Source organism: Streptomyces prunicolor (genome assembly GCF_045162825.1).
Lineage (GTDB): Bacteria > Actinomycetota > Actinomycetes > Streptomycetales > Streptomycetaceae > Streptomyces > Streptomyces prunicolor.
The window spans coordinates 838,993-864,109 of the sequence record NZ_CP108676.1 but is presented as its reverse complement, the minus strand read 5'-3'; the positions used below and the strand labels follow the sequence as shown (position 1 = coordinate 864,109).

Here is a 25,117-nt window from a genome sequence, read left to right as displayed (position 1 = left end):
CTAGATCGATTTAGTACTTCAGGGAGATGGCTTTGAGAGGAGCCGCAATGGCAATCCCCAGTCTTCAGGACGGCATCGACAAGGCCGGTTCGCCCATCGGTCTGCTGTGGCAGCCGAACGCCGAGCCGTGGACCCCGGAGGTGGTCGAGCGGGAGTACGCCGGCTGGCGTCAGGAGCAGGCGGCCTGGCACGAGGGCGTCGCACTGCTCAACCTCTCGCACCACATGTACGACCTGTGGATCGAGGGCCCCGACGCCACCCGCGTGCTCGCCGAGTACGGCGCCAACAACTTCGAGAAGTTCGCGATCGGCCAGGCCAAGCAGTACGTACCGGTCACCCGGGACGGCAAGATCGTCACCGATGGCATCCTCGCCCGGCGCGCCGAGAACAAGTACCTCCTCAGCGGTGTCCCCGCCGCCCAGCACTGGGTGCAGTACCACGCGGAGAAGGGCGGCTACGACGTCGCCTTCGAGACCGACACGTCCTCCGCCTTCCGTCCCGGCGGCGGTGACCCCAAGCTGTTCCGCTACCAGATCCAGGGTCCGCTGGCGCTGGAGCTGATCGAGAAGGTCTTCGGCGGGCCGCTGCCGGAGACCAAGTTCTTCCACTCGACGCCGGTCACCCTGGACGGCCGCTCCTTCGAGGCGCTGCGCCACGGCATGGCCGGGCAGGCTGGCTACGAGTTCATCGGCCCGTGGGAGCACGCGGGGTACGTGCACGAGGCGTTCCTCAAGGCCGGTGAGCCGCTGGGCCTGGTGCAGGTCGGCGCGCTGGCGTACACCACGCCGAGCGTGGAGAGCGGCTGGATCCCCTCGCCGGTCCCGGGTATCTACGCGGACCCCGAACTCGCGGAATACCGCGCCTGGTTGCCCCTGTTCGGCATCGAGGGAAAGCGTCCCCTCAACGGCAGCTACTTCTCGGAGGACATCGCCGACTACTACGTCTCCCCGTACGAGCTGGGCTACGGCAAGCTGATCCACTTCGGGCACGACTTCCACGGCCGCGACGCCCTGCTCAAGGCGAAGGACGAGCCCCGCCGCACCAAGGTCACGCTGGTGTTCGACGCCGACGACGTGCGCCGGGTGGTCGGCGGGGGAGCGGATCCCGGCTTCGTCCTCACCTACGCCCGCCACCGGGTGGAGACCTCGGCCGGACTGGTCGGCGCGACCATGCAGACCGCGTCGATCGACCCGGTCGGCACCGTCCTGGCACAGACGTTGATCGACTCCGCCCACGCCGAGCCCGGCACCGAGGTCACTGTGGTCTGGGGCGAGCACCCGGGCCTGGGTACCGACCCCGAGGCCGACCTCGGGTTCCCGCGCATCCGCGCCACCGTTCAGGTCAGCCCGTTCGACCGGCACGCGCGCACGGAGTACCGGCGTAACGCGTAGCGCTCCGCGCGGCCGGCTTTTCGTCTGCGGGTCTGTGGGGGCTGGGCGCGCCCAGCCGGCGGAGCCGCACATCGACACCGCCCCGCGCCCCTCTGGGGCGCGGGGACGTCGCCGGAGCTGTTCGGCATCACCCACGGCAGGCGGCCGGAGGCGGAGTCACGCGTCCGGCCGTCCGCCGCCCCCACCCTGCCGAGGTCGGGCCACGCGCCCCGCGGCCCCCCTTCCCTATCGACAAGGAGCACGATGAACCCCCTCAGCACAGCCTCGGCGGCGGTGAGCACATCGCTGCTGGAGGACTTTTCCCTGGAGATGACAGGCAAGGACGTCCCGAAGCTCGAGGAGGCCCGGGACTCCATCCCGCAGGGCACCCGCATCAACGTCACCTTTCTCGGCAACGAGAACCTCGCCATGCGCCTGGAGGCGTCCCGGGCGGTGAAACGCCTCGGCTTCGTGCCGGTACCGCACATCTCCGCCCGCCGGCTCGGTTCGCAGGCCGAGTTCGAGGAGTTCCTCGCCGGACTCCGGGCCGACGGCACCTGCGCCAACGTCTTCACCGTCGGCGGCGACCCCACCCGCCCCGAGGGCCCCTACGAGGACTCGCTCGCCCTGATCGAGACGGGACTGCTGGGGGAGTACGGCGTCCGGCACGTCAGCATCAGCGGCTACCCCGAAGGCCACCCGGACATCGCCGGGGACGCGCTGTGGTCCGCGCTGCGCGACAAGAGCGCGTCCATCGCCGGGCAGGAACTCGACGGCAGCGTCATCACCCAGTTCGGCTTCGACGTGGATCCCGTCCTGGCCTGGCTGGAGAAGGTCCGCGCGGAGGGCATCACCCTCCCCGTCCGGATCGGCGTCCCCGGCCCGGCCGGCGTACGGCGCCTGATGTCCTACGCCACCCGGTTCGGCGTCGGCACCAGCGCCTCCATCGCCAAGAAGTACGGCCTGTCCATCACCAACCTGATGGGCACCGCCGGCCCCGACAAGTTCCTGCGCGCGCTCGCGGACGGCCACGACCCGGCCCGCCACGGAGACATAAAGATCCACTTCTACACCTTCGGCGGCCTGCGGGCCACGTCCGAGTGGATCGCCCAGTTCAGGAAGGACAACCTCGTATGACCGTCACGCAGGCCGCCCCCACCGCCACCGCCCGGAAGACCGGGGGAGCGGGGCATCAGGCGTCGCTGATCGTCCAGGGCGCCGACGCCACCGGCATCGTCGCGGCCGTGACCTCGGTGCTCGGCCGGCACGGCGCCAACATCGTCTCCCTCGACCAGTACTCCGACAACCCGCAGGGCGGCGCCTTCTTCCAGCGCACGGTGTTCGGACTGGACGGTCTGCGGGCCGAACTGCCGGGCCTGCGCGCCGACTTCGACAAGGAGTTGGTGAAGCCGTACGGCCTCAGCTACACGCTGCGCGACATGTCGGTGCCGAAGCGGGTGGCGATCTTCGCCTCCAAGTCCGACCACTGCCTGCTCGACCTGCTCTGGCGCCATCGCCAGGGTCAACTCCCGGTCAGCATCGCCATGGTGATCTCCAATCACCCGGACACGGCGGAGGAGGTGCGGTCGTTCGGCATCCCCTTCTTCCACGTCCCGTCCATGGGAGCGGACAAGTCGGCCGCCGAGGCGGAGCACCTGCGGCTGCTCAAGGACAACGTCGACTTCGTCGTCCTCGCCCGCTACATGCAGATCCTCTCCGGCGACTTCATCGAGCGCGTCGGCGTGCCCATCATCAACATCCACCACTCCTTCCTGCCCGCCTTCATCGGCGCCGGCCCTTACGCCAAGGCCAAGGAACGCGGCGTGAAGCTGGTCGGTGCCACCGCCCACTACGTCACCGAGGACCTCGACGAGGGCCCGATCATCGAGCAGGACGTGGTGCGCGTCAGCCACGCCCACACCGCCGGCGACCTCACCCGGCGCGGCGCCGACGTGGAACGCGCGGTCCTCTCCCGCGCGGTGCTGTGGCACGCCGAGGACCGGGTCATCCGCAACGGCAAGCACACCATCGTCTTCGCCTGAACCCCCTCTCGTCCCACGTGCCCCGACCGGGACCCAGGTCGGCCTCGTGGCCGACGGTCCTGTCGAGCGCCGGGTCACCCGGGGCGGCGGACGCGGCGAGTCCCCGCGTCGCGCGCGATTCGGCTCCCGGTCCTCACCGCCGCCCCGGCCCCGGTGCCGTACAGCGGCGGTCGGTCGTCCGAGACCTCGGTACACGGTCCTCTTCACCGGGTGAAGCGTTCACCAGCAGAAAGCGGTTCGCCATCATGACAACCACCATCGACGGGGCCCGGATCGCCCGTGACATCCGGGCCCGGGTCGCCGAACGGGTCGCCGTGGCCGCGGCCTCGGGACGGGTGCCCGGGCTGGCGACCGTCCTGGTCGGCGACGACCCGGCCAGCGCCGTCTACGTCGCCGCCAAACGCCGCGCCATCCGCGAGGCCGGCATGCGCGACTTCCACCGGCACCTCTCCCGGCACGCTTCCGGGGACGAAGTCGCCGCGGTCATCGACGAGTTGGCGGCCGACCCGGAGGTCTCCGGCATCCTCCTCCAACTGCCCCTGCCCGCCCATCTCGACGCCGCGACCCTGATCGACCGGATCCCCGCGGCCAAGGACGTCGACGGTCTGACCACGGCCAGCGCCGGCCGACTGGCGCGCGGGGAACGGGGGTTGCGCCCCTGCACCCCGAGCGGTGTCATCGAACTCCTCGACGCCGAAGGCATCGAGCTCAGGGGCGCGTGCGTCGCCGTCGTCGGCTGGGGCGAACTCGTCGGCCGCCCCCTGGCCCAGTTGCTGCTGCGGCGTGGCGCCACCGTCACGGTCGCCCACGAGTTCACCGCCGACCTCGCCGCCGTCACCCGCCCCGCCGACATCGTCGTCGTCGCCACCGGAGTACGGGGTCTCGTCGGACCCGAGCACGTCAAGCCCGGCGCGACCGTGATCGACGTCGGCATCCACCGCACGCCCGAGGGCCTGACCGGTGACGTCCGCGTCGCCGAACTCGACGGCATCGCCAGCCGTATCACGCCCGTACCGGGCGGGGTCGGTCCGATGACCATCGCCATGCTGATGGTCAACACGCTCCGGGCGGCCGAGTGGAACGCCGTGCCCAAGACCGTACCCGCATAAGCGAGTCGGGCGGTCGGCGCCCAGGGTGGTGCCGCGTACCCGCGCTGTTCGTCCGCGCTCAGGAAAGGTGCCGGACATGATGCAACTCCCGCCGCTGGCCCGGCTCGGCGACCGGGTGGCGACCGGCCTGATCGACGTCACCCATGACCCCGCCGCGCTCGACTCCGAGGGTTTCTGGGCCGTCGTGGCCGACTTCGAAGGGCGTCTGACCTGCGCCCGCTTCCGGGACGTACGACCCGCCGCGCAGTACCCCGTCCGAGGTGCCCGATGGGACGGGCCCGCGCCCGGGATGTGGGCCACGTCGCTGGATCGCGACACCTACATGGAGGGCGTGCGGCGTATCCGTGAGCACATCGCGCGCGGGGAGGTGTACCAGGCCAACCTCTGCCGCGTACTGTCGGCGCCCCTGGCGGCGGATGCCGACATCGAGGCGCTGGCCGACCGGTTGGCGGCGCGCCACCGCGCGCCGTACGCGGGTCTGATCAGACTGCCGAGCCTCGGAGTCGAGGTGGCCACGGCCTCCCCCGAGCTCTTCCTGCGCCGCGAGGGACGCCTGATCGAGTCGGGCCCCATCAAGGGCACCGGGCGCACCGAGGCGGATCTGCTGGAGAAGGACCACGCCGAGAACGTGATGATCGTCGACCTGGTCCGCAACGACCTCGGGCGCGTGTGCGCCACCGGCAGCGTCACCGTGCCGGACCTGTGCGCGGTGGAACGCCATCCCGGCCTCGTCCACCTGGTCTCCACGGTGCGCGGAGAACTGCGGGACGGAGCAGGATGGCCCGAGCTGCTGGCGGCCACCTTCCCGCCAGGATCCGTCACGGGCGCCCCGAAGGAGAGCGCCCTCGGCATCATCGCCGCCCTGGAGACCGCGCCGCGCGGGCCGTACTGCGGCGGCATCGGCTGGGTCGACGCCGATCGCGGCACCGGCGAACTGGCCGTAGGCATCCGCACGTTCTGGATCGACCGGGCCCGGCAGCGTCTCAACTTCGGCGCCGGAGCGGGCATCACCTGGGGCTCGGACCCCGAACGGGAGTGGCAGGAAACCGAGTTGAAGGCGGAGCGGCTGCTGACCATCGCGTCCAACGGTTCGCCCTACGACGCGAAGCCGCACCAACGGCTCGTCGCCCGCCCCGGCGTCTGAGTACCCGCCGGCCGCGGTGTCTGAGTACCCGCTCACCCCGGCGCTCGAGCCCCCGGCCACTGTGGCGCTTGAGCCCTACCTGCTACCGAGCCCGAGCCCTCGCCTGCCCCGGCACCTGCCCCGGCCGCCACGGCTCCCAGCCCCTGGCCGCTACGGTGCCTTGGGCCCCGCCCGCCCCGGCCCCCGAGGGCCGGCCCGCCACATCGGGCCCCGGGGCGGTGTTCCGCCGTCAGCCCCAGACCAGCCGTGCCGTCTCGGCGACGAGTTCCAGCTTGCGGCGCTGGTCGTCGACGGTCAGCAGATTGCCCTGGCTTGTCGAGGCGAACCCGCACTGCGGACTGAGGGCGAGCTGCTCCAGGGGCAGATACTGCGAGGCCTCGTCGATGCGCCGCCGCAGTGTGTCCACCGACTCCAACTCCGCCACCTTGGACGACACCAGCCCGAGGACGACGGTCTTGGCGGGCGGCACGAAGCGCAGTGGCTCGAACCCACCGGAACGCTCCGTGTCGTACTCCAGGAGGAAGCGGTCGACCTCGACCTCGCCGAACACCCGCTCGGCGATGGGCTCGTAGCCGCCCTGGGCGGACCAGGCGCTGCGCATGTTGCCCCGGCAGAAGTGCATGGCCACGGTCATGCCGGGGCGCCGTGAACGGGCGGACCGGATCAGGCCGTTGTCCGTGTCGATGATGTGGGAGAGATGCCCCTCCAGGTCCGTCACCCGGCGCATCCGGGCGGCCTCGGGGTCGATGTTGGCCCAGTAGGCGAGCGAGTCGAGCTGCAGCCAGGAGACCCCGGTGTCGATCAGTTCGGCGATGTCCTGCCGGTAGATGTCCGCCAGCGCGGCCACCGCGTCCTGCCGGGTCGGATAGACGCCGTCCGAGATCCCCGGCCGCCAGAAGCCCGCCACCATTGTCGGACTGGCCATGGTGATCTTGTACGGCCCCGGTGCGTTCCCGGACAGCCAGCGCGCCTCGGCGAGGGACAGCGGCGTCCGCCGGTACAGGGGCTCCGTGATGGCCACCGACGCGACGTCGCCTTCGAGTTCGGCGCCGTCACTGTCACGGATCCAGCGTGGACGGGCCGATGACTCCTCGGCGGCTGTCAGCCCGCCGACCGTCTCCACCACCGAGGCCATGAAGTCGTCCCGGCGCACCTCGCCGTCGGTGAAGACCTGTATCCCGGCGTCCAGTTGCAGCTTCACCGCGGCGGTCGCCGCCTGGTCCTCCAGCTCCGACAGCTCCTTGTCGGAGAGTGCGCCGCGCTCGCGTGCGGCGCGCGCCGCCAGCAGCTGCTCGGGGCGCAGCAGGCTTCCCACATGTTCGGCTCGGATCGTCGTCGTCGGCATCGGCCGTCCCTTCATGCCTGACACTCGGGCGACCGTACTGTACGGTCCAGTACGCTTCGAGGGCAAGGCATGTGCCGGGTACGGCGGGCTCCACCGGGGAAGGTCAGACCGGGTCGACGGAGACGCCGTGCAGGAAGACCCGTACCGCCTCGTTGATGGACGCATGGACCTCGGCGTCGGTCAGCTTGACCGGCGCATCCGTCAGCAGTCGCATCTGGGCGTGGCCGAGCATGGCCTGGTAGAGCTGTTCCGCCGCTCGCACCGGGTCCTCGACCTTGATCAGCCCGTCGTCGCAGGCCTGTTGCAGACAGCGCCCGAGCACCGCGTGGCCCGCGTTCGGCCCGTGCTCGGCGAAGACCTCGCCGAGCCCGGGAATGCGTACGGCTTCGGAGGTGACCAGGCGGTGCAGGGCGATCGCCTCGGGTGTGAGGACGACGCCGGCGAAGTATTCACCGAGCGCGACCAGGGTGTCCGTGAGGTTCTCGCTGCCCGGCGTGAACGTGTGCAGCGGCTGGGACCACTCGTCGCACAGCGCCTCCACGGACGCGCGGAACAGGGCGCTCTTGTCGGTGAAATAGCGGTAGAGGGTCGCCTTGGAGCCCCCCACCGCCGTCAGAACGTCCTCCATGGAGACACCGGCGTAGCCGCGCGCGATGAACAGCTCACCCGCAGCCCGCGTGATGAGTTGTCGCCGGTCCGTCGCAGTCATCCTCACACCGGCCATGTTAGGTGCCTGCCTGCTGGTGCCGGCGGGCCGGTCACGGACCGCGGCGGCGCAGCAAGGTCGAGATGGTGACCGCTGCCACCAGGACACCTCCGTAGAAGACCGAGGAGACCCACGCTTCCAGACCCAGCAGTTGGAGCCCGAGGATGCCGGTCGCCAGGAAGTAGATACCGACGAAGGTGCCGATCGGGTTGAAGCGTCCGGGCAGGACGATCGCGGTGCCGAGGAAGACCGAGGCGAAGACCGGCAGCAGCAGGGTGTCGGAGGTGGTGGGGTTGTAGCCGCCCAGGGCCGCGACGGAGATGACCGCGCCGACACCGCACAGGGCGCCGGAGGCGACGAAGGAGCCGAAGCGGATCCGGTTGACGCGGATGCCGGAGAGCCGGCTGACCTCTCTGTTGGCTCCGACGAAGCGGATATGGCGGCCCAGTGGTGTGAACGCCAGCAGATAGGCGAAGCCGGCCACCAGCACCACGCCGTAGTAGAAGGAGATCGGCAGTCCGCCCACGGAGTACAACGCGATCTTGCCGAACCCGGTCGGCAGACCGCTGACCGTGTTGAGGTGCGACAGCCACAGGGCGATGCCGCCCAGGAAGGTGCCCATTCCCAGGGTCACCACGATGGTGTTCACCCCGACCACGACGACGAGCAGGCCGTTGACCACGCCGACCACGATCGCGCCCAGGACGGCCACGAACGCCGCCGGCCACACTCCCCATCCGTGCTCGACGACCAGAACGGGCAGGATCGTGGCGGAGAACCCGAAGACCGCCGGGACCGACAGGTCCACGAACTCCCCGACACAGACGGTGCACAGCAGGGCCATGGTGAGGAACACCAGGGCTTGTTGGGAGCCGAAGATGGTCTGGAAGGTGCCCTTGGTCAGGAACACCCCCGGTTCCGCGGCGGCGTACACCGCGATCATGGCCACCCAGATGCCGATCACCGAGTAGCGCGACGCGAATTGCCCGGCAAGGGCGGAGACCGATGTCCGCTTCCCGGCCGGTGCCGCCTTCGGCTCGGCAGGGGGTGTGTCGGTGTCTTGCCGGCTGGTGACGTCCATCAGTCTCCCTGCCCCTTTTCTTGAGGTTGTGTGTCGTCGCCGAAGACCGCCTGGACGATGGCGTCCTGTTCCAGTTCGCCGCTCAGCTCCTTGGCGACCCGGCCGTCGCGGAACACCAGCACCCGGTCGCACAGCACGGCGAGGTCGACGGGGTCGATCGAGGCGAGGACGATTCCGCAGCCGTCCCGCGCCGCCTCCCGGACCGCGTCGATGATGTCGTGGCGGGCGCCGACGTCGACGGCCTGTGTCGGTTCGTGCAGCACCAGCAGGTTCGGTGCGCCGGCCAGCCACTTGCCCAACAGGACCTTCTGCTGGTTGCCGCCGCTCAGTGTGTGGACCGGCGCCTGCGGGTGCGGGGGCCGGATGTCGAGTTTGGCGATCATCGCGGCGGTCTCCTCGGCCTGCCACGCGGAGCCGGTCCGCAGCCGACTGCCGCGGCCGCGCACGCGTGGCAGTGTCAGGTTGTCCGCCACCGAGAGTTCGCCGGCCACCCCCGCCTCCAGGCGGCGCTCGGGTACGAACGCCACCCCCGCGTCCACGAACTCCTCGGTGCAGCCACGTTTCCGGTCCAGCGCGAGCTCGCGCCGGTGGACCGACAGCGTGCCGGCGTCGGCCGGGCGTGCGCCCGCCAGTGCCTCGGCCGTCTCGACGAATCCCGAGCCGATCAGCCCGGTCAGTCCGAGGATCTCGCCGCGCCGGACGTCGAGGTCGAGCCCGGTCACCGGACCGACCGCGAGACCCCGCGCCGAGGCGACGACCTCGTCCTTGACCTGGCTCCCGACCCGCCGGTGCGTGACGAGATGACGTCCGAGCATCATGCGGGTGAGCGAGACCTCGTCCACCTCGCTCGTGGGCAGGCCCGCCTCGACCACGGCGCCGTCGCGCAGCACGGTGACCCGGTCGGTCGCTTCGACGACCTCTTCCAGCTGGTGTGAGATCAGCAGGACCGAGGTGCCCTCGTCCACGAGCGACCGGACCAGCTCGAAGAAACGGGCCCGCGCCGACCTGCCCAGCGCCCGTGTCGACTCGTCGAAGACGATCAGCCCACCCCCCGGGCGGTGGTCCTGCACCGCCCGGGCGATGGCGACCACGGCCCGGTCCTCCGCCGAGAGCTGCCCGACCTGACGGCCGACCTCCAGGGGCCGGTCCAGCCGGGCCAGGACCCGCTCGGTCGCCCGCTGCTCCTCGCGGCGGTTGATCCGCCGCGAGAGCCGGCCTGCCCGGTAGTGCCCCAGCCGCACGTTCTCCCACACCGTCAGGTCGTCCACCAGTCCGCTGTTCTGATGGACGACCGAGACTCCCGCCTCGCGCTGCTGCATCGGGCGGACCGGCAGCGCCAGTTGCCGCCCGTCCACCGCGATGGACGCTCCCGGGTCGGGTGCGTAGACGCCCGTGAGGATCTTGACGAGGGTGGACTTCCCGCACCCGTTCTGGCCGACCAGCCCGTGCAGTTCCCCGGGGGCGATCCGCAGATGGACCTCGCGAAGGGCCCGGGTCGAGCCGAACGCCTTGGACAGCTCGGCCACTTCGAGACGATGGCGCGGTGCCGTGTCCGGCGGGTCGGTCCGCGAACCGGCGCTCACGGTGTGCGCCTCGTTCGTCACCCGATGCCCCAGAGCTTGGCGAAGTCCGCCTGGAAGGAACCGTCGCCGAACCACTCACCCGAGGCCTGGGCCGCGGCCGTCACCTTGATGCTGCCGATGTTCTGCTTGGTGAACAGCCGTATGGGCTGGGCCTCGTCGATGGGCCCGGACTCGGTCATCATGCGCAGGAGTTCGTCGGTCACGCCGTAGCCCATGTAGAGCTGGTCCGCGGCCACGACGGCCTTGACCGAACCGCTCTTGATCAGGCCCAGTCCGTTCACCGTGCCGGCCGCCGTGGACACGGAGATGCTCGAAGAACGCCCCGACTGCTGGACGCCCTGGAGGGTGGGCTGGAGGCTGTCCTCGAACTCGGTGTAGTAGTAGTCGGCATTCGGGTTGCTCAGCACGTTGGAACTCGCCTTCGAGGCCAGCAGGGCCGGCGTCGAGGCGGTGATCTGCTTGACCGTGACCTTGCAGCCGGGGCAGTACTTCTTGTAGATCGGCAGCGAGTCGGCCACCATCTTGAGCGCTGTGGGGCTGTCGGCGTTCTGCGCGATGATCACATTGGCCTTGCCCTTGGAGTCGGCGATGATCCACCAGGCCATCGCGGTGGGCTGAGAACTCGCACCCGGCACATAGCTCACCTGGTTGCTGTTCTTGACTCCGGCCGGGGGGTTCTGGTCCGCGATGACGATCGGGATGCCCTTGGCCTTCGCGGCGTCGAGGGCGTTCTGCGCCATGCCGTAGGGGATCGCGTCCAGGATGATCCCGGCCGCGTCCGCGGTGATCGCCTGCTGGACGCAGGAGGCGATCGCGGTCGGCTGGGCCTTGCCGTCGCACACCTGTTGCGAGAGGCCGGCCTTGGAGAGCGCCTGCTTCGTCGACCCGGCTGTGGCGACGAAGGCGGGCACCTGCTGGACGATCGGGATGTAAAAGACCTTGCGGCCCTTGAACTTGTCCACGCCCGCCACACTCGCGGTGGGCACGGGGTAGGTCTTGGCGATGGCCTGTAGGGCCGCCACGTTCTTCTCGGCCTTGGCAAGCCCCGATGCGGAACTGTCCTTGCCCGATGTGGTGGAGCCGGAACTCGAGCCGGAGCCGGAGCTGCCGCAACCTGCCAGCATCGCCGACGCGGCGAACACAGCCGTGCACGAGGCCAGCCAGTTTTTTCTGATAAGCGCCATTGCTTATGCCTCCATGGCCGAGCGTCCGCACTGCCTTGAGCGGACGTCGGTGGTGTCTGGAACCGCCCACCGTCACTGCGTGGGCGGAGAAATACGAGGCGAGTGCGTTCGGGCCCTGGGCCGTGGCTTGAGCCGCGGCGGCACCTCACACCTGAACCTGATCGCGGAGCGGACCGTGGCCCGGTGAGGCCACCGAGGCGCCCTCGTCCACGTACCGCTCGTTGATCACAAAGACCGCAGACCGATTCGGATCGCGCGGTCGTCCGGTAGCCGAAGACTCCCGACTCGGAGCCACGAGGACGCCGAGCCCTTCGACGGATCGTTCCTCCGCGTCCGAACCGAGTGCCGAGCGGTGATCACGAGCTGCATCGTCAACCCCTGCCTGCCACAAAGGCCCAGTTCGCGGACCCATTCCCGTCAATGGCCGAAAGTGTGTGCACGCCGGCAGGTACGCGGAAGCGCATCGGCAACAAGTTAAGTTTGCGAGTCGCGCACGGGCCGCGGTCTCCCCAAGGGCTTGTGGCGAGGCTGCCGGGGACTCCGAAGCACCGTCCGCGCGTGCGTAAGCCGGAAGCCGGTTGTTCGTTGGTTGCCGCGGATGTGATCCGACTCGTTCCTGGGCGAGTTCCCTTGGTCCGCCTCGCGCCCCGTGGGCCGGGCTCGGTCGAAGCCCGCAGCTCGGGCCTCGCGGTCGCGAGTGGGTTCTGTTACCTTTACTAGATCGATATAGTGATGGTAGGCGTGTTGGCCGATGTGACCCCGACGGTCTTCCGCTCTGTCATCGTGCGCCGTCCAGGTTCGCCGCCTGCGAGACGGCTCCGCCCAACTGCATCGCCCCATGTTCGACGCGGTCCGGAGGGACACCGGTGCCGTGGACGACCGGAGGACCGCCATGGACCGTCTGCTTCTCATGCGTTGTTTCGTCATCGTTGCCGACCTCGGCAGTTTCAGCGGCGCGGCCAAAGCGCTGGGGTCGTCGGGATCCCTCGTGTCACGGCATGTCGCCGAGCTGGAGCGGCAGGTCGGCGTCCGGCTGGTCAACCGCACGGCCCGCTCGGTGAGCCTGACCGAACCGGGCCTGCGGTACGCCGAGTTCGCCTCCCGCATCATCAAGGAGATCGAGGCCGAGGACTCCAACATCGCGGATCTGCACGATCGGGCGGAGGGCGTGCTCAGCATCATCTGCCCGAAGTGGATCGGGAGCCTGGACCTCGGGGACGCCATCGCCGCGTTCTCCGCCGCGTACCCGAAGATCCAGATCCGGTTCGAACTGGGAGGCATGTCCGACCGGACCTACGACTTCCTGGACGGCGGTTTCGACCTCGCGTTCCACACCCGGGACCTCAGGGACTCCAACGTCCGGCTGAAGAAGATCGCCTCGCTGCCCTTCGTCCTGTGCGCGTCGAAAACGTACATCGACGAACACGGCCCCCTGACCCACCCCAACGATCTGGCCGCCCACGACTGCCTGGTGCACGTCAACGACCCGGTCTGGCGCATCGGACACGGCCCCACCTCCACGCTGCACAAGATCCGCAACGTGGCCTTCTCGTCCAACTCCTACATCGCCCTGCAGAAGGCGGCCGTCCACGGTCGCGGCATCGCCCTGCTGCCGCAGCGGTCCGTCTACGACGATCTCGTCTCCGGGGCCCTGCAGGTCCAGCTGCCCCACCTGGCGACACCCGACCGGCCGCTCTACGCGATCCACGGGCCCGGGCCGGGTACCCAGCGCAAGATCACGGTCTTCCTGGACTACCTCGCACAGTGGTTCGCGGAGAACCCGATTCCCACGATCGGCCGCTGACATCCGCCGACACTTGCGCGGTGCGAAATCTTACAGTTCGTCAAGGGAACTCATATTTTGTACCGACTGATGGACAGTCGTGCTCGGTGTGGCCACTGTGGCAACGCGAATCGAGCCGCGAAGGAGCTGTCTCTTCATGTGCGAACCCCTGGGTGAACCGACGTCCCGCCGGACGATGCTGGGCGCGATGGCGGCGTCCGCCGCTGCCGCCGTCGCCGTACCACTGCTCGGCGCCGAGCAGGCCGCGGCGGCGACGAACACCGGATCCGCGCCCTCCGGAACGGGCCTGTCCCTGACGCTACTTGGCACCAACGGCGGGCCACCGCCCCTGGCCACCCGATACGGCATCTCGTCGGCGCTGACGGTGAACGGCAGAACGTATGTCGTCGACTGCGGTCGCGGAGCGGTGACCCAGTATCTGCGCGCCGGACTGTCGATGCCCTCGCTGGCCGGGATCTTCCTGACCCACCTGCACGCGGACCACATCGTCGACTACTACTCGTTCCCGCTGCTGTCGGCGGGCGCCTCGGGCGCGCAGGGCTTCCAGAGCCCGATCGAGGTCTACGGCCCTGGCTCCGCCGGTATCGCGTCGACCGTCGCCGGGGCTCCCGGGATCGTGCCGGGCACCGTCGAGATGACGAAGCTGGCGGGTCAGGCGTACGCGGCCTCGCCGACCTTCTTCATGACCGAGCACGCGGGGATCGACCCCGCGACCCTGCTGCACGTCCACGACATACTGCCGCCGTCCGGCGCCGGCGCCTCGGCGACGAACTCCGCGCCGACCATGGCGCCGTTCACCGTCATGGAGAACGACGACATGAAGGTCACCGCCGTCCTCGTCCCGCACGGCGCGGTCTTCCCCGCCTACGCCTACCGCTTCGACACCGACCACGGCAGCGTCGTCTTCTCCGGCGACACCGCGCCGACCCCGAACATCATCACGCTCGCGGCAGGGGCGGACGTCCTGGTCCACGAAGCCCTCTACCCGGCGGGGCTCGCGAGCCTGGGCCTGCCCCAAGCGCTGATCGACCACATCCTCTCGACCCACACGGACGTGGCCCAACTCGGCCGGATCGCCGCCGAGTCGAACGCGGGAACGCTGGTCGCCACCCACCTCGGCCCGGGCCAGCAGACCGTGGTCTCCGACGCGACCTGGCGACGGCTGCTCCGCGACAGCGCACGCCGGGCCGACTTCGGCGGATCGACGGTGCTGGGCACGGACCTGCTGCATCTGCCAGTACGACGGCGCGGGCCCCGCCGATCCTGAACAACCCGGCGTTGCGCGGAAGTTCCGCATTGCTTGCGCCGTGGGACCGATCACCGGTGTGTCACGACTCTCGCCCCGCCCCGAAACGCCTGTTACGGTCCGACTTAATCGATCTAGCACAAGGGTGCCGCTCCGGACGACACCCTGGACGACGGCCACTCGACGGAGAGTGAAATGGACCTTCTCTCACAACAGCGCAGTACCTACGAAGCGGTCCTCCGGCTGAACGACGCACCGTTCGTCACCGAGCGCCCGGCGATGTTCAGCCCGGCCGCCGCGGCCCAGGACGAGGGCAACACACGGGGCACCTACGGTCGCTTCGCGCAGATCCTGCTCCCCGAGGAGTACGCGGACTGGGTCGAGGAGAGCGCCGCCCACGTCGGCTCGTGCTACGTCGGTGACTGGACCTCGCTGCACAAGGTCAAGGTGCACGGCCCGCAGGCGCTCGCGTTCCTGAGCCGGCTGGGGATGCGGGACCTGTCCCGTTTCGAGACCGGGCAGATCAAGCACCATGTGCAGCTCGACGAGAACGGCTGGATCGCCTCCGAGGGCGTGCTGTGCCGACTCGGCCCCGAGGAGTTCGTCTACACCGCGGGCAGTTGCGACTGGCTGCTGTGGCAGTTGAGCCTCGGCGGTTGGGATGCGGCGGCGACCGACATCAGCGCCGACCGGTTCATCTTCGGCGTGCAAGGTCCGGCGTCCCTGGCCACGTTGGAGAAACTGACGGGGGACGATCTCCGCGACATCGGTTTCAGCCGCAGCCGTATGTCGACGGTCGAAGGGGTCCCGGTACGGGTCCTGCGCACCGGGATCTCGGGCGAACTCGGGTACGAGCTGCACGGGCCCACCGAACACGCCAACGAGATCTGGGCGGCGGTCGTGGCGAGCGGCCAGGACGTCGGCATCCGTCAACTGGGCTTCCGCGCCCAACCTGTTCAGCACATCGAGGCCGGGATCGCGACCAACGGCCTTGACTATCTGCCGGCGTCGATCCTCACGCCGGGTGCGCCGAGGCAGTTTCGCAAGGGTGTGCCGACCGGCAGTTTCGTCCCGGTGGGCGGGGTGACCGACTACTTCCGCAAGCCGGGCGAACTCGGCTGGGGGTTCCGCAAGGGCGTCCCCGACCGTGACTTCATCGGCCGGGACGCACTCGTCCGGGATGCCGAAAGGGGCGTACCCGCAAGGCAGTTGGTGGGTCTGCGCTGGAACGAGCAGGACGTCGCCGGCGTCCTCACCTCGCTCCTGAGCGAGACCGAACTGCCCGACCAGATGGAATTGCCCCGTGGTCGCGGACCCCACTTCGACCAGGTGCTGGTGTCGGGCGATCCGGTGGGCGTGGCCACGGGCCGCACCGTGAGCCCGACGCTGCGGGCGATGATCTCCCTGTGCGTACTCGACCCGGCGCACACGGCACCCGGCACGGAGGTCGCCGTCCTGTGGGGCCGACCGGGCACCCCGCAGCGGGAGATCCGGGCGACGGTCACCACGCTGCCGTTCAAGCCGGACAACCGGCGCACCGACGTCACCGCACTGTGACCGCCTCGCCTCGCTCTGGGATCTCCACCGCCTCTCTCGCCCGCACTTCGTCGCGGTACAAGAAACGCAACACCGTCGAACGGGCGAGCAACCACCTGAAGCGGCACCGCGCGGTCGCCACTCGCTATGACAAGCGCGGCTACGTCTTCCTCGGCACGTGACCGCCGCAGTCATACTGCGATTCATGGTCCTGGAAGATGTACGTGTCCACCACCGCACTGGGCAATGGTGCTCCGGTGTGCGCACCCGCGACAACATCGTGGCCTACGACATGGAGATCCTTCCTCCGTGGCAGGTTCCCGGCCGGCCCACGACCGATCGCTGCTTCGTCATCGCCGACGAAGGGATACAGATCACCAGGCCAGTCACCTTCGTCGACGCGCTCGAAGGCGGTTGGTACATCGATCTGGTCGAACTGGAGGAAGTGGGTCCGAAACGGCTGGCAGTCCATGACCTCTACCTGGACATCATCGTCCCCCCAGCCAGTCGGCGCTACGAAGTGCTGGACCTCGACGAACTCGCTGAAGCGCTCCAGGACGGTGCCATCGATGCCGCCACCACAATCAAGGTCCTGCGCAATGCTCAGAACTTCATAGACAAGCACCTGCGCAACCTGAACCAAGACGCGCCGAATTCATGGCCGGACTTCCCGCCGGCTGCCATTGCGAACCTGGCTGAGCTGCCGCCCTTCGATATCGGATGAGGCCGAATCAAGGGTTCCTGGTGATTCAGCTGTAGATCGTGATCTTCGTGCTGGATAGCTACCAGCAGCACCGGTCGGGGATCTGCCCTCATGGTCCGGTAGCGTCCGGGACATGACAGCCAATCAGTTCTCGACCGCTACCGAGCGCGAGGCCCTCTGTGGCTTTCTCGACAAGCAGCGCGCCGATCTGCTGAGGAAACTCGACGGTGTCTCTGACGTGGGTGCCCGCATGACGCCGACGGTGAGCTCGTTGTCCTTGATGGGCCTGCTCAAACACTCGGCCCTCTGGGAGCGCAGGTGGTTTCAGATCGTTGTTGCGGGACGGGCACTTCCCGGCGAGTGGACCGATGCAGAGGTCCGGGACTGGAGGGATGAAGACCGGAGCCGCGCCAGACCTGGGCGTCGGCCTTGTTGCCCGGGGCCGGACGGGCGGTGGCCACAACCAGGCGGGTGTCGGCGTCGATGATGACCCGCACGTTCGCGAGCAGTGGGCCGAGCCGCTGGATGACCCTGCACACCGTCGCCGGCGAGACCCCGAACAACGGCGCGAGCTGTCGCATGGTGAGGATCGTGCGGTAGTAGACCGCCACCCCCGCTCCCGCACCACCTTCAGCAACCGCGCGAACTGCGTCATCCGTAGCCCCGTGAACGTCTCCACCCACAGCGGCTCAGCCCTCAACACCCCACGCATACAAGTGAAATGCCCAGATCACAGCCTTCTCCAACGCGCTTTAGCATGGCCCTGACCTGCGGCCGCACCAAACTACGAGACGTTGATCAGCATCTTCATGAATACCTCCTGGCAAGGCTGGTATATGTGCCCCTGAGCTGTGCCTTTGCTGGTCAGGGAGGGGGCGTGTCGGTTGTTGATCTCGGCGGCTCGTGGCGGTCGGAAGTGGGTTCCGGCGGGGCTGATGCTGACTCAATGCTGACTTTGATGACGGGCTGTCAGGTCTCTGGAGTTGGTCGGCGAGGGGCGGCGGGGGAGCCCTTATGGGAAGTATTGACCTTGCGGGAGCGAAGGTCACGAGCTGCGACGCTCATGGGCGCGCCTGGTGCCCGTCGGATCACCGTCCGGCTCATGCGCCATTCCTGCCGCCTCCGGGCCGACCAACGACGGCGGCCCGCCAGACCGCCCACAACTACGTCGGCCCCTCGCAACGCCTCAACGCAGCCGCTGAAGGCCGCGGCATCTGTCACAGACGCGGCATGTGCTCGGTCTTCACCTCGAGCACGACTATGTCGATGACGGGTACGGAAGGGAACTTCCAGCGCAGGCCGCTGTTCCAGTGCTGTGCGGGATTCCGAGCTGGTCGTCGACTGCCGTGATCCGGAGCGGCTCGCGGCGTTCTGGTGCGCGGTCCTGGACTTCAAGGTGACCGACCGGAGCGAGGGCAAGGTCGAGATCGGTTCCTGGGTGCCGACCGTCGAGGATGTGCGGGCCCGTCAGATGCCGCCCACCCTGCAGTTCATCCAGGTGCCCGGGGGAAAGACCGTCAAGAACCGACTTCACCTCGACGTCAGTCCGATCGACGGCAGTACCGAGGACGAGGTGACCAGGTTGCTCGCCCTCGGCGCCACCACGACCGATGTGGGCCAGGGCTCTGACCGGAACTGGGTGGTCAGGGCCGACCCCGAGGGCAACGAGTTCGACGTCCTGCGCACCCTGGCGCCGTAGCGGAACTGGCGTCCTGAGCCAGGGCGTCGCCTCCTCAACCGCCCCGGTGGCAGGTGAGTTGGGCATCGATCTGCGCGGCGGTCTTGGGTCCGTCGTCGGTCCAGTACTGTCCGGCCTGCAGTCTCGCCGTGGATATCGTGCGCAGCGTGAAGACGCCGTCCCGGCCGTCGCCCGACGGATCCACGTACCCGATGTCGAGGTTGCGGGGGACGGCGGACCGGGCCGGTTCCGGGGCGTGGCGCTCGAACCCCTCGCCGGACCAGAGCCTGGCGATCCCCTTCTTGGCCGATGGCGTCGTGGGGGTGGCGGCCCACCACAGGATGTGCGGATTCGCGCTGGTGTCGTCGTCGAAGTTCGTGACCTCCACGCGCTGGATCACGTCCGTGGGGCAGACGGGGAACTTGACGACGATCGTCCCGCCTTCCACGCGTGCGCCAAGGACGGGCGGCACGGGGTCCGACATGCGGTAGACGCCGTACACCCAGGTGCCGACCGCCACGAGGACGGCCAGGGCGAGTGCCGAGCCCCCGACCGCGAACGGCCACACGGGAAGTCTCCGGGGTTGGCTCAAGGGCATGGGTCCCCACGTTTTCTCATATCCGGTTCTCGTATCCGGTTCTCATATCCGGCGCGGCAACGCGCACACCGTAGCGGTACCGGCATCGCCGGCCGAGGCGTGGTCGGCCCTTGTCCGCACCCCGACCTCGCGACACCCAACTTCGCGACAAATGGCCTCGCGACACCGACCTCGCGACACATGAACATGCGCCCCCCACCCATGCCGTATGTTTGGCCTAGGACAATCTTTGGCATAGGACGAATGTCTCTGTACGGGCGGAGTTGATCACGTGCGCATCAAGGGCACCACCGCGGCCGAGATCGCGGGGAGTGTGCGGGACCAGGTCGCCTCGGGCGAGTTGGCGCCGCGGGCGAGCCTGCCCCCGGTGCGCGTGCTCGCGGGTGAGTTGGGGGTCAACCGGAACACGGTTGCCCTCGCGTACCGGCGGCTCGTCGAAGCGGGCGTGGCCGAGACGCGGGGGCGTGGCGGCACGGTGGTGGCGGCGGTGCCGCAGCTCGCGCGGGAGGGCGTCGGTGCCGGGGGTGACTGCGTCGACCTGGCCAGTGGTAACCCCGACCCGCTGTTGTTGCCCGACCTCCTGGGCGCCGCCCGGCGCGGGGAGTACAGCCCGCCGCTGTACGGCGCGCCCGCGATCGACCCCGAGTTGGACACCTGGGCCCGCGCCGACTTCGCCGAGGACATCGAGCAGCCGTTCCGCACGCTGGTGACGCACGGAGCGGTGGACGCCACCGAGCGGCTGCTGAACGCCCACCTCACCCGCGGGGATCTGGTCGCGATCGAGGACCCCTGTTTCCTGGCGAGCATCGGCACCCTGCGACTGGGCGGCTACCGCTCCGCGCCCGTCCGGGTCGACGGCGCCGGCATGCGCCCCGACGCGCTGCGCGCGGCACTGGCGGCCGGTGCCCGCGCGGTCGTCTGCACTCCCCGCGCCCACAACCCGACCGGTGCGAGTCTCACCGAGGAACGGGCGGCCGACCTACGGGCGATCCTCGCGCGGCATCCCCAGGTTCTCGTGATCGAGGACGACCACTTCTCGGCGGTCTCCGCGCGGCCGTACCACCGGGTCACCCCGCCGGGCAGTACACGCTGGGCGTTGGTGCGATCCGTGTCCAAGTTCCTCGGACCGGATCTGCGGCTCGCCCTCGTCGCCGCCGATGCCGGGACCACCGCGCGCCTGGAGGCACGGCTGAGCGCCGGCACCACCTGGGTCAGCCGGCTGTTGCAACACACCGCCCGCGAACTCCTGTTGGATCCCCGGGTCCACGAACTCCACGAACGGGCCCGCGAGTTGTACGCCCGGCGCAGCGGCCTACTTGTCGAGCGGCTGCGCGCCCAGGGCATCGAAGTCCCGTACCGACCCGACGGGTTGAACGTATGGGTCGAACTCGACGTCGACGGACGGGCCGCCGTCGCGGACCTCGCGCGGCGGGGCTGGGCGGTGCGGCCGGGTCACCTCTTCGCGCCGGATCCGGCCGCCCACCAAGGCGCGATCCGGGTCACCGCCGCCACCCTCACCGAACCGCAGGCCGAGGCCTTCGCGGCCGAACTCGCCGCCGCTGTCGCGGAGTTGCACTCGAAGGCCACCTGACCATCACGCATTCCCCGCCCCTCATCGCACCGACTCGTCCCACCCCCTCAAGGAGCCATCATGTTCCGTGGCCTGAGCGCCTTCCCCCTCACACCCACCAGCGAGCAGGGCATCGACGAAACGGCGTACGCGGCGCTCGTCGCCCGACTCGCCGCCGCCGGTGTGGACTCCATCGGCGCGCTCGGCTCCACCGGCAACTACGCCTACCTCACCCGGGAACAGCGCGCCCACGCCGCGAAGATCGCGGTCGATGCCGCCGACGGGACCCCCGTCATCGTCGGTATCGGCGCGCTGCGCACCTCGCAGGTGCTGGAGCTGGCCGAGGACGCCCAGAACGCGGGTGCCTCCGGAGTGCTGCTCGCCCCGATGACGTATCAACTCCTCACCGAGGAAGAGGTGTTCGGGCTCTACGAGGACGTCACCCGCGAACTCTCCGTACCGCTGTGCGTCTACGACAACCCGGGCACCACGCACGTCCACTTCACCGACGAACTGCACGGCCGTATCGCGCAGTTGCCGAACGTCGGCTCGATCAAGATCCCCGGTGTGCCCGAGGACCCGCGCGAGGCCGCGCTCCGTGTCGACGCGCTGCGCGCGCTGATCCCCGACACCGTCACCATCGGGGTGAGCGGCGACTGGACGGCCGCCCGCGGCCTCAACTCCGGTTGCGACGCCTGGTATTCGGTCCTCGGCGGTACTTTCCCGGAGACCGCCCTCGCCCTCACCCGCGCCGCGCAGACCGGCCACGCGGACCAAGCGGTCGAACTGTCCGGCCGGCTCGAACCGTTGTGGGTCCTCTTCCGCCGTCACGGCAGCCTGCGCGTCATCTCCGCCGCCGCTTCCCACCTCGGCCTGACGGAAGAGCCGAACCTGCCGCGTCCCCTGCGTGGGCTGGACGCGACCGCCCGCCAGGAGGTCGTCGCCGCGCTGGACGCCCTCGGACTCACCTCCTGAGCGCCAACCACCATGGGTGAGCACCACATAGCAAGCACACCGAGGGTGTGGGACGCCCCGCCTCCGTCCGGCAAGGGTGGAGAGGGCGGCAAGGGGGGAAAGGGTGGCACCGGCCTGGCGCGCTACGTCGTCGCCGCGGCCCTCGCCCGCACCGCCGACGGCGGCGCCGTGGTCGCCGTCGTTCTGCTCGTCACCTCCTCCGGTGGCTCCGGGACGCTCGCCGGGGTGCTCGGCGCGTGCATCACCGCCCCGCATCTGCTGGGCCCCTTCGTCGCACGGCCCCTGGACACCGCCCGCGACGGCCGGAAGGTCATCGCCACGGCCTGCCTGCTCTACGCCATCGCGCTGACCGGGGGAGTGCTGACGTTCGGCCACGCACCCGCCGCGGTGACCGGGCTGCTGCTCGCCGCGGCCGGCACCTGCGGGCCGCTGCTGACCGGCGGTATCAGCAGTCGGCTGCCCGCCATCGTAGGACCGGGCCTGCGCACGCAACGGCGGGCCCAGGGCTGGGACGTGGCCACCTACGGCATCGGGGGCACCGTCGGCCCGTCCCTGGTGGCCGGGCTCTCGGGCTGGGTCTCGCCCACCGCGGCGGCACTCGCCCTCGCGGTGGGGGCGGCCACGGCGGCCGGGGGAGTCCTGCTGCTGCCGTTCACCGCGCCGTCGCACGGCGGCGACCGGACGGCGATCCTCAAGCCGGGAGCGACCCTCGCGCTGATCGCCCGCAGCGGCCCGCTTCGGCGCACCGTCTACCTGACGATGATCGTCGCCCTGAGCGTCGCCGCCCTGCCGATCACCGCGGTCCACCTGACGAAGATCCTCGGCACCGAACCGGCCACCGCGGCCGTACTGACCGCCGCCTACGGCCTCGGCAATCTCACCGGGTCCATAGCCGTCATGGTCTTCCCGCTCACCGGCGACCCGGGCCGGCTGATGCGCCACCTCGCCCTGGGCGTCGTGGCCGGCCTCCTCACCGTCACCGCGAGCCCGGCCTTCGCGGTGACCGCCTCGGCGTACGCGCTCACCGGGATCCTCAACGCCTTCTTCTTCGCCTCCACCCTCGCGGCCCGCACGGAGTACGCGCCGAGCGGAGCGCGCGGCCAGGTCTTCATCTGGGTCGCTGCCCTGAAGATCACGTCCGGGTCCGCCGGAACGGCGTTGGCCGGTTCCCTGACGGGCGTGACCGTCCAACTGCCGCTAGTGGCAGGTCTCTTGGCGGTCTCCGCGGCTGTCGTCGCCGCGACCGTCGAGACGCGCTTCGGGGGAGCCGACGAGAAACGCCTCCCGTGACCGTGCCGGTGACGAGCGAAGCGAACCGGCACAACCTGTTTCCGGAACGGCAACTCCCTTATGTCCGTACCTGATCTAGCCTTGCGCGATGCGCACCACAACTTCGTTGCTGCCGGCCTTCCGGCCCCAGGTCCAAGAGCGCCTCTACGACTTCTACGAGGAGCTGCGGAACACGGACGAGCTCTTCTGGGACCGTCACCTGAGCGCCTGGATCGCCACCGGGCACGGGGTCGTCAGCAGCGCCACGGGCAACCCGGCGCTGTCCTCGGTGCGTTATCCCGACCTCGACGCCGTGTCCGAGGAACTGCGGCCGCTGGCCCGGGTGTTGAGCCGACAGATGCTCTACAACGACGCCCCGGACCACTCACGGCTGCGGGGCCTGATCAGTAAAGCCTTCTCCCCGCGGGCAGTTGAGACACTCCGCGCCCGGATCCTCGAAGCCGTCGACCGGATCATCGACGAGGCGGCACCGACCGGGCGGATGGACATCGTCGCGGCCCTCGCCCGCCCGCTGCCGCTGACCATCATCTGCGACCTCCTCGACGTACCGCAGGAGGACCGCTCCGCCCTCACCGCCTGGTCCGAGCCGATCGCCGAGGCCATGGGCAACTCCCGGCTCGACGCCGACCGCAACCGCGAGGCCTCACAGAGCATGGCCGACATGCTCGCCTACTTCCGCGGGCTCCTCACCGGCCCGGAAAACCCACCGGCCCCGGACAGCCTGCGCGCCCTGGTGACCGCACAGGCCGCGAACACCGACCAGGACCCCGACGAACTCCTCGCCAACTGCGCCCTGTTGCTGATCGCCGGCCACGAGACCACCACCCACTTCATCGGCAACGCCACCCTCGCCCTCCTCCACCACCCGCACGCGGCCGAGCAACTGCGCAAACGGCCGGACCTGTTGCCCGCCGCCGTCGAGGAACTCCTGCGCTACGACGCCCCGGTCCAGCTCATGCTGCGCCGGGCCCGGCACGACCTGGACCTGGCGGGCCGCACCATCGCCGAAGGGCAGACGGTGCTCCTTGTGTGCGGCGCCGCCAACCGGGACCCTGCCGTGTTCCCCGATCCCCATGTGCTGGACTTCGAACGGCCCGGCGGACGGCACATGTCCTTCGGACACGGTCCGCACTTCTGCCTCGGCGCGGCACTGGCCCGGCTGGAAGGCACGATCGTCCTGGAGGCGCTCCTCACCCGCCTCCCCGACCTGCGTCTCGACACCGCCGAGCCGCCGAAGTGGCAGCGCAGCCTCAACTTCCGCGGACTGACCCGCCTGGACGTCGCCTTCACCCCGCCGTCGGACGACGACAGCGGCACGCGCGCCACGCCGACTCACGGTTCCCCGAGCGCCCTCGACCACCCGGCCCACCCGACTCCCGTCGGCGTGTGCCCCGTCCAACCGAAGCCCGGAGACGCCTCGGCCGCGTGACCCCGGCCGAGCGCTCCGCCCTGGTCAGGGCCGCGGAGCGGGTGGTCCGGCGGCGTCCCCGCGGAACGCCCCGGCCACCACGGGGACCAGCTGCCGTTCGAGCTGCTCGGCGGACATGGTGGCCAGTTCGGCGCCGATGGGGGCCAGGGCGAGCCAGTTCAACATGCCGGCCGCGCAGCGCGTACGGAAGATCAGCTCCTCCTCGTCGACCCCGGGAATGTTCGGTTTCAGCACCCGGAGGGCATCCCGGCGACTCTTGTCGAACTTGGCGGTCAGCCGCTCCCACCCCTGGGGCGGTTCGATGCCGACGCGTGCCACGGTCCGCATCACGGCCAGGTCCTGTCCACCGGCCACGAACGCGCGCATCATCGGCCCGGCGAACGCCGCCGCCACTTCGTGGAGCGTCGCGGTGGGGCTCAGGGAGTCGAGTGCCGCCATCTGCGCGTCCAGATACTGCTCCAACGCGTGCTCGATCGCCGATTCGCACAGTGCCTTCAGCGACCCGAAGTGGTAGCTCACCGCGGCGACGTTGGCTCCGGCGCGATCCGTGATCTCGCGGAGTGTCACGCCCTCCTGGCCCCGTTGCGCGAGCAACTCCAGAGCGGCCGACTGCAGGCCGTCCCGCGTGCGCTGACCGGCCTCGCGGCGTAGGTCCGTCTTCTCCACCCTGGTCATAGCTTGTACTCAAGCAGTTGCTTGAGTTCATTGTCAACAGTCCCCTCGC

At 69.7% G+C, this 25,117-nt stretch carries 24 protein-coding genes and 1 pseudogene; 17 read left to right on the top strand and 8 right to left on the bottom strand.

Annotated elements, in window-relative coordinates; translation table 11 throughout:
- Nucleotides 1-47 precede the first annotated feature (47 nt).
- The 5 genes from OG588_RS03920 to OG588_RS03900 all read left to right on the top strand — a co-directional run bounded on the left by OG588_RS03920 (nucleotide 48) and on the right by OG588_RS03900 (nucleotide 5,665).
- Complete coding sequence (locus tag OG588_RS03920; RefSeq protein ID WP_329352306.1) at nucleotides 48-1,391, top strand: aminomethyl transferase family protein; 1,344 nt, start codon at nucleotides 48-50, stop codon at nucleotides 1,389-1,391.
- 243 nt (nucleotides 1,392-1,634) lie between these two features.
- Nucleotides 1,635-2,507, top strand: a complete 873-nt coding sequence (locus tag OG588_RS03915; protein WP_366094521.1) for a methylenetetrahydrofolate reductase — start codon at nucleotides 1,635-1,637, stop codon at nucleotides 2,505-2,507.
- Nucleotides 2,504-3,412: a formyltetrahydrofolate deformylase gene (gene purU / locus OG588_RS03910; protein WP_329352308.1), complete on the top strand. Its 909-nt coding sequence runs from the start codon at nucleotides 2,504-2,506 to the stop codon at nucleotides 3,410-3,412. The genes OG588_RS03915 and purU overlap by 4 nt, the downstream gene beginning before the upstream one ends.
- 245 nt (nucleotides 3,413-3,657) lie before the next feature.
- Nucleotides 3,658-4,521: a bifunctional 5,10-methylenetetrahydrofolate dehydrogenase/5,10-methenyltetrahydrofolate cyclohydrolase gene (locus tag OG588_RS03905; RefSeq protein ID WP_329352309.1), complete on the top strand. Its 864-nt coding sequence runs from the start codon at nucleotides 3,658-3,660 to the stop codon at nucleotides 4,519-4,521.
- Nucleotides 4,522-4,597: 76 nt separating this feature from the next.
- Entirely contained in the window at nucleotides 4,598-5,665 is a 1,068-nt protein-coding gene (locus OG588_RS03900) for a chorismate-binding protein (RefSeq protein ID WP_398843539.1), read from the top strand.
- A gap of 229 nt (nucleotides 5,666-5,894) precedes the next feature.
- Here OG588_RS03900 and OG588_RS03895 read toward each other — a convergent pair whose 3' ends face one another.
- From OG588_RS03895 to OG588_RS03875, 5 genes are all read right to left on the bottom strand, one after another.
- Nucleotides 5,895-7,025 carry a cobalamin-independent methionine synthase II family protein gene (locus OG588_RS03895; protein ID WP_405953046.1) on the bottom strand — a complete coding sequence of 377 codons (1,131 nt, stop codon included), beginning with the start codon at nucleotides 7,023-7,025 and terminating at the stop codon, nucleotides 5,895-5,897.
- Nucleotides 7,026-7,113: 88 nt separating this feature from the next.
- A complete protein-coding gene (locus tag OG588_RS03890; protein ID WP_398843536.1) occupies nucleotides 7,114-7,719 on the bottom strand; it encodes a TetR/AcrR family transcriptional regulator in 606 nt (201 codons plus the stop codon).
- A gap of 49 nt (nucleotides 7,720-7,768) precedes the next feature.
- Entirely contained in the window at nucleotides 7,769-8,797 is a 1,029-nt protein-coding gene (locus OG588_RS03885; protein WP_366094525.1) for an ABC transporter permease, read from the bottom strand.
- Nucleotides 8,797-10,401, bottom strand: a complete 1,605-nt coding sequence (locus tag OG588_RS03880) for a sugar ABC transporter ATP-binding protein (RefSeq protein ID WP_405946032.1) — start codon at nucleotides 10,399-10,401, stop codon at nucleotides 8,797-8,799. The genes OG588_RS03885 and OG588_RS03880 overlap by 1 nt, the downstream gene beginning before the upstream one ends.
- On the bottom strand, nucleotides 10,398-11,402 hold the full coding sequence (locus tag OG588_RS03875; protein WP_366094527.1) for a substrate-binding domain-containing protein: 1,005 nt from the start codon (nucleotides 11,400-11,402) through the stop codon (nucleotides 10,398-10,400). Before OG588_RS03875 ends, OG588_RS03880 begins: the two co-directional genes overlap by 4 nt.
- A 13-nt stretch (nucleotides 11,403-11,415) precedes the next feature.
- Here OG588_RS03875 and OG588_RS03870 point away from each other — a divergent pair, with 13 nt between their 5' ends.
- The 7 genes from OG588_RS03870 to OG588_RS03840 all read left to right on the top strand — a co-directional run bounded on the left by OG588_RS03870 (nucleotide 11,416) and on the right by OG588_RS03840 (nucleotide 17,340).
- Nucleotides 11,416-11,751, top strand: a complete 336-nt coding sequence (locus OG588_RS03870) for a hypothetical protein (protein ID WP_366094528.1) — start codon at nucleotides 11,416-11,418, stop codon at nucleotides 11,749-11,751.
- Nucleotides 11,752-12,456: 705 nt separating this feature from the next.
- Nucleotides 12,457-13,368, top strand: coding sequence for a LysR family transcriptional regulator (locus OG588_RS03865; RefSeq protein WP_366094529.1), 912 nt, complete (start codon nucleotides 12,457-12,459; stop codon nucleotides 13,366-13,368).
- A gap of 136 nt (nucleotides 13,369-13,504) precedes the next feature.
- Nucleotides 13,505-14,635 carry an MBL fold metallo-hydrolase gene (locus OG588_RS03860; protein WP_398843527.1) on the top strand — a complete coding sequence of 377 codons (1,131 nt, stop codon included), beginning with the start codon at nucleotides 13,505-13,507 and terminating at the stop codon, nucleotides 14,633-14,635.
- Between the two features lie 174 nt (nucleotides 14,636-14,809).
- Nucleotides 14,810-16,171 carry a glycine cleavage T C-terminal barrel domain-containing protein gene (locus tag OG588_RS03855; protein ID WP_405946031.1) on the top strand — a complete coding sequence of 454 codons (1,362 nt, stop codon included), beginning with the start codon at nucleotides 14,810-14,812 and terminating at the stop codon, nucleotides 16,169-16,171.
- The gene (locus OG588_RS03850) at nucleotides 16,168-16,332 is read left to right on the top strand and encodes a hypothetical protein (protein WP_405946030.1); all 165 of its coding nucleotides are present in this window, start codon (nucleotides 16,168-16,170) and stop codon (nucleotides 16,330-16,332) included. Before OG588_RS03855 ends, OG588_RS03850 begins: the two co-directional genes overlap by 4 nt.
- A gap of 23 nt (nucleotides 16,333-16,355) precedes the next feature.
- The gene (locus tag OG588_RS03845) at nucleotides 16,356-16,874 is read left to right on the top strand and encodes a DUF402 domain-containing protein (protein ID WP_405946029.1); all 519 of its coding nucleotides are present in this window, start codon (nucleotides 16,356-16,358) and stop codon (nucleotides 16,872-16,874) included.
- Between the two features lie 112 nt (nucleotides 16,875-16,986).
- Nucleotides 16,987-17,340: a DUF664 domain-containing protein gene (locus OG588_RS03840; RefSeq protein ID WP_405946028.1), complete on the top strand. Its 354-nt coding sequence runs from the start codon at nucleotides 16,987-16,989 to the stop codon at nucleotides 17,338-17,340.
- Here OG588_RS03840 and OG588_RS03835 read toward each other — a convergent pair.
- A pseudogene (locus OG588_RS03835) lies at nucleotides 17,249-17,565 on the bottom strand (transposase family protein); the annotation flags it as partial. The gene OG588_RS03840 and the pseudogene OG588_RS03835 sit on opposite strands and share 92 nt — an antisense overlap.
- Before the next feature lie 603 nt (nucleotides 17,566-18,168).
- On the opposite strand from OG588_RS03835, the gene OG588_RS03830 reads away from it, so the two are divergent.
- Nucleotides 18,169-18,552 (top strand): VOC family protein, encoded by a 384-nt coding sequence (locus tag OG588_RS03830; protein WP_405946027.1) that lies wholly within the window; start codon nucleotides 18,169-18,171, stop codon nucleotides 18,550-18,552.
- A 34-nt stretch (nucleotides 18,553-18,586) separates the two neighbouring features.
- Here the strand turns inward: OG588_RS03830 and OG588_RS03825 are convergent, their stop codons facing one another.
- Nucleotides 18,587-19,099 (bottom strand): hypothetical protein, encoded by a 513-nt coding sequence (locus OG588_RS03825; protein ID WP_405946026.1) that lies wholly within the window; start codon nucleotides 19,097-19,099, stop codon nucleotides 18,587-18,589.
- Between the two features lie 301 nt (nucleotides 19,100-19,400).
- Here OG588_RS03825 and OG588_RS03820 point away from each other — a divergent pair, with 301 nt between their 5' ends.
- The 4 genes from OG588_RS03820 (at nucleotide 19,401) to OG588_RS03805 (ending at nucleotide 24,393) form a co-directional block, all read left to right on the top strand.
- Nucleotides 19,401-20,720 (top strand): aminotransferase class I/II-fold pyridoxal phosphate-dependent enzyme, encoded by a 1,320-nt coding sequence (locus tag OG588_RS03820; RefSeq protein WP_405946025.1) that lies wholly within the window; start codon nucleotides 19,401-19,403, stop codon nucleotides 20,718-20,720.
- 60 nt (nucleotides 20,721-20,780) lie between these two features.
- Nucleotides 20,781-21,674, top strand: coding sequence for a dihydrodipicolinate synthase family protein (locus tag OG588_RS03815; RefSeq protein ID WP_405946024.1), 894 nt, complete (start codon nucleotides 20,781-20,783; stop codon nucleotides 21,672-21,674).
- 12 nt (nucleotides 21,675-21,686) lie between these two features.
- The gene (locus OG588_RS03810; RefSeq protein WP_405946023.1) at nucleotides 21,687-22,964 is read left to right on the top strand and encodes an MFS transporter; all 1,278 of its coding nucleotides are present in this window, start codon (nucleotides 21,687-21,689) and stop codon (nucleotides 22,962-22,964) included.
- A gap of 88 nt (nucleotides 22,965-23,052) precedes the next feature.
- Nucleotides 23,053-24,393, top strand: a complete 1,341-nt coding sequence (locus tag OG588_RS03805) for a cytochrome P450 (protein WP_405946022.1) — start codon at nucleotides 23,053-23,055, stop codon at nucleotides 24,391-24,393.
- A gap of 24 nt (nucleotides 24,394-24,417) precedes the next feature.
- On the opposite strand, the gene OG588_RS03800 is transcribed toward OG588_RS03805, so the two are convergent.
- Complete coding sequence (locus OG588_RS03800) at nucleotides 24,418-25,068, bottom strand: TetR family transcriptional regulator (RefSeq protein WP_366094541.1); 651 nt, start codon at nucleotides 25,066-25,068, stop codon at nucleotides 24,418-24,420.
- Nucleotides 25,069-25,117: the final 49 nt, after the last annotated feature.

What these genes read in the sequence shown, in the direction of transcription:
- OG588_RS03920 (WP_329352306.1), top strand. Translation starts at nt 48, where the DNA reads ATGGCAATCCCCAGTCTTCAGGACGGCATCGACAAGGCCGGTTCGCCC.
- OG588_RS03915 (WP_366094521.1), top strand. Translation starts at nt 1,635, where the DNA reads ATGAACCCCCTCAGCACAGCCTCGGCGGCGGTGAGCACATCGCTGCTG.
- purU (WP_329352308.1), top strand. Translation starts at nt 2,504, where the DNA reads ATGACCGTCACGCAGGCCGCCCCCACCGCCACCGCCCGGAAGACCGGG.
- OG588_RS03905 (WP_329352309.1), top strand. Translation starts at nt 3,658, where the DNA reads ATGACAACCACCATCGACGGGGCCCGGATCGCCCGTGACATCCGGGCC.
- OG588_RS03900 (WP_398843539.1), top strand. Translation starts at nt 4,598, where the DNA reads ATGATGCAACTCCCGCCGCTGGCCCGGCTCGGCGACCGGGTGGCGACC.
- OG588_RS03895 (WP_405953046.1), bottom strand. Translation starts at nt 7,025, where the DNA reads ATGAAGGGACGGCCGATGCCGACGACGACGATCCGAGCCGAACATGTG.
- OG588_RS03890 (WP_398843536.1), bottom strand. Translation starts at nt 7,719, where the DNA reads ATGACTGCGACGGACCGGCGACAACTCATCACGCGGGCTGCGGGTGAG.
- OG588_RS03885 (WP_366094525.1), bottom strand. Translation starts at nt 8,797, where the DNA reads ATGGACGTCACCAGCCGGCAAGACACCGACACACCCCCTGCCGAGCCG.
- OG588_RS03865 (WP_366094529.1), top strand. Translation starts at nt 12,457, where the DNA reads ATGGACCGTCTGCTTCTCATGCGTTGTTTCGTCATCGTTGCCGACCTC.
- OG588_RS03860 (WP_398843527.1), top strand. Translation starts at nt 13,505, where the DNA reads ATGTGCGAACCCCTGGGTGAACCGACGTCCCGCCGGACGATGCTGGGC.
- OG588_RS03855 (WP_405946031.1), top strand. Translation starts at nt 14,810, where the DNA reads ATGGACCTTCTCTCACAACAGCGCAGTACCTACGAAGCGGTCCTCCGG.
- OG588_RS03845 (WP_405946029.1), top strand. Translation starts at nt 16,356, where the DNA reads ATGGTCCTGGAAGATGTACGTGTCCACCACCGCACTGGGCAATGGTGC.
- OG588_RS03840 (WP_405946028.1), top strand. Translation starts at nt 16,987, where the DNA reads ATGACAGCCAATCAGTTCTCGACCGCTACCGAGCGCGAGGCCCTCTGT.
- OG588_RS03815 (WP_405946024.1), top strand. Translation starts at nt 20,781, where the DNA reads ATGTTCCGTGGCCTGAGCGCCTTCCCCCTCACACCCACCAGCGAGCAG.
- OG588_RS03810 (WP_405946023.1), top strand. Translation starts at nt 21,687, where the DNA reads ATGGGTGAGCACCACATAGCAAGCACACCGAGGGTGTGGGACGCCCCG.
- OG588_RS03805 (WP_405946022.1), top strand. Translation starts at nt 23,053, where the DNA reads ATGCGCACCACAACTTCGTTGCTGCCGGCCTTCCGGCCCCAGGTCCAA.
- OG588_RS03800 (WP_366094541.1), bottom strand. Translation starts at nt 25,068, where the DNA reads ATGACCAGGGTGGAGAAGACGGACCTACGCCGCGAGGCCGGTCAGCGC.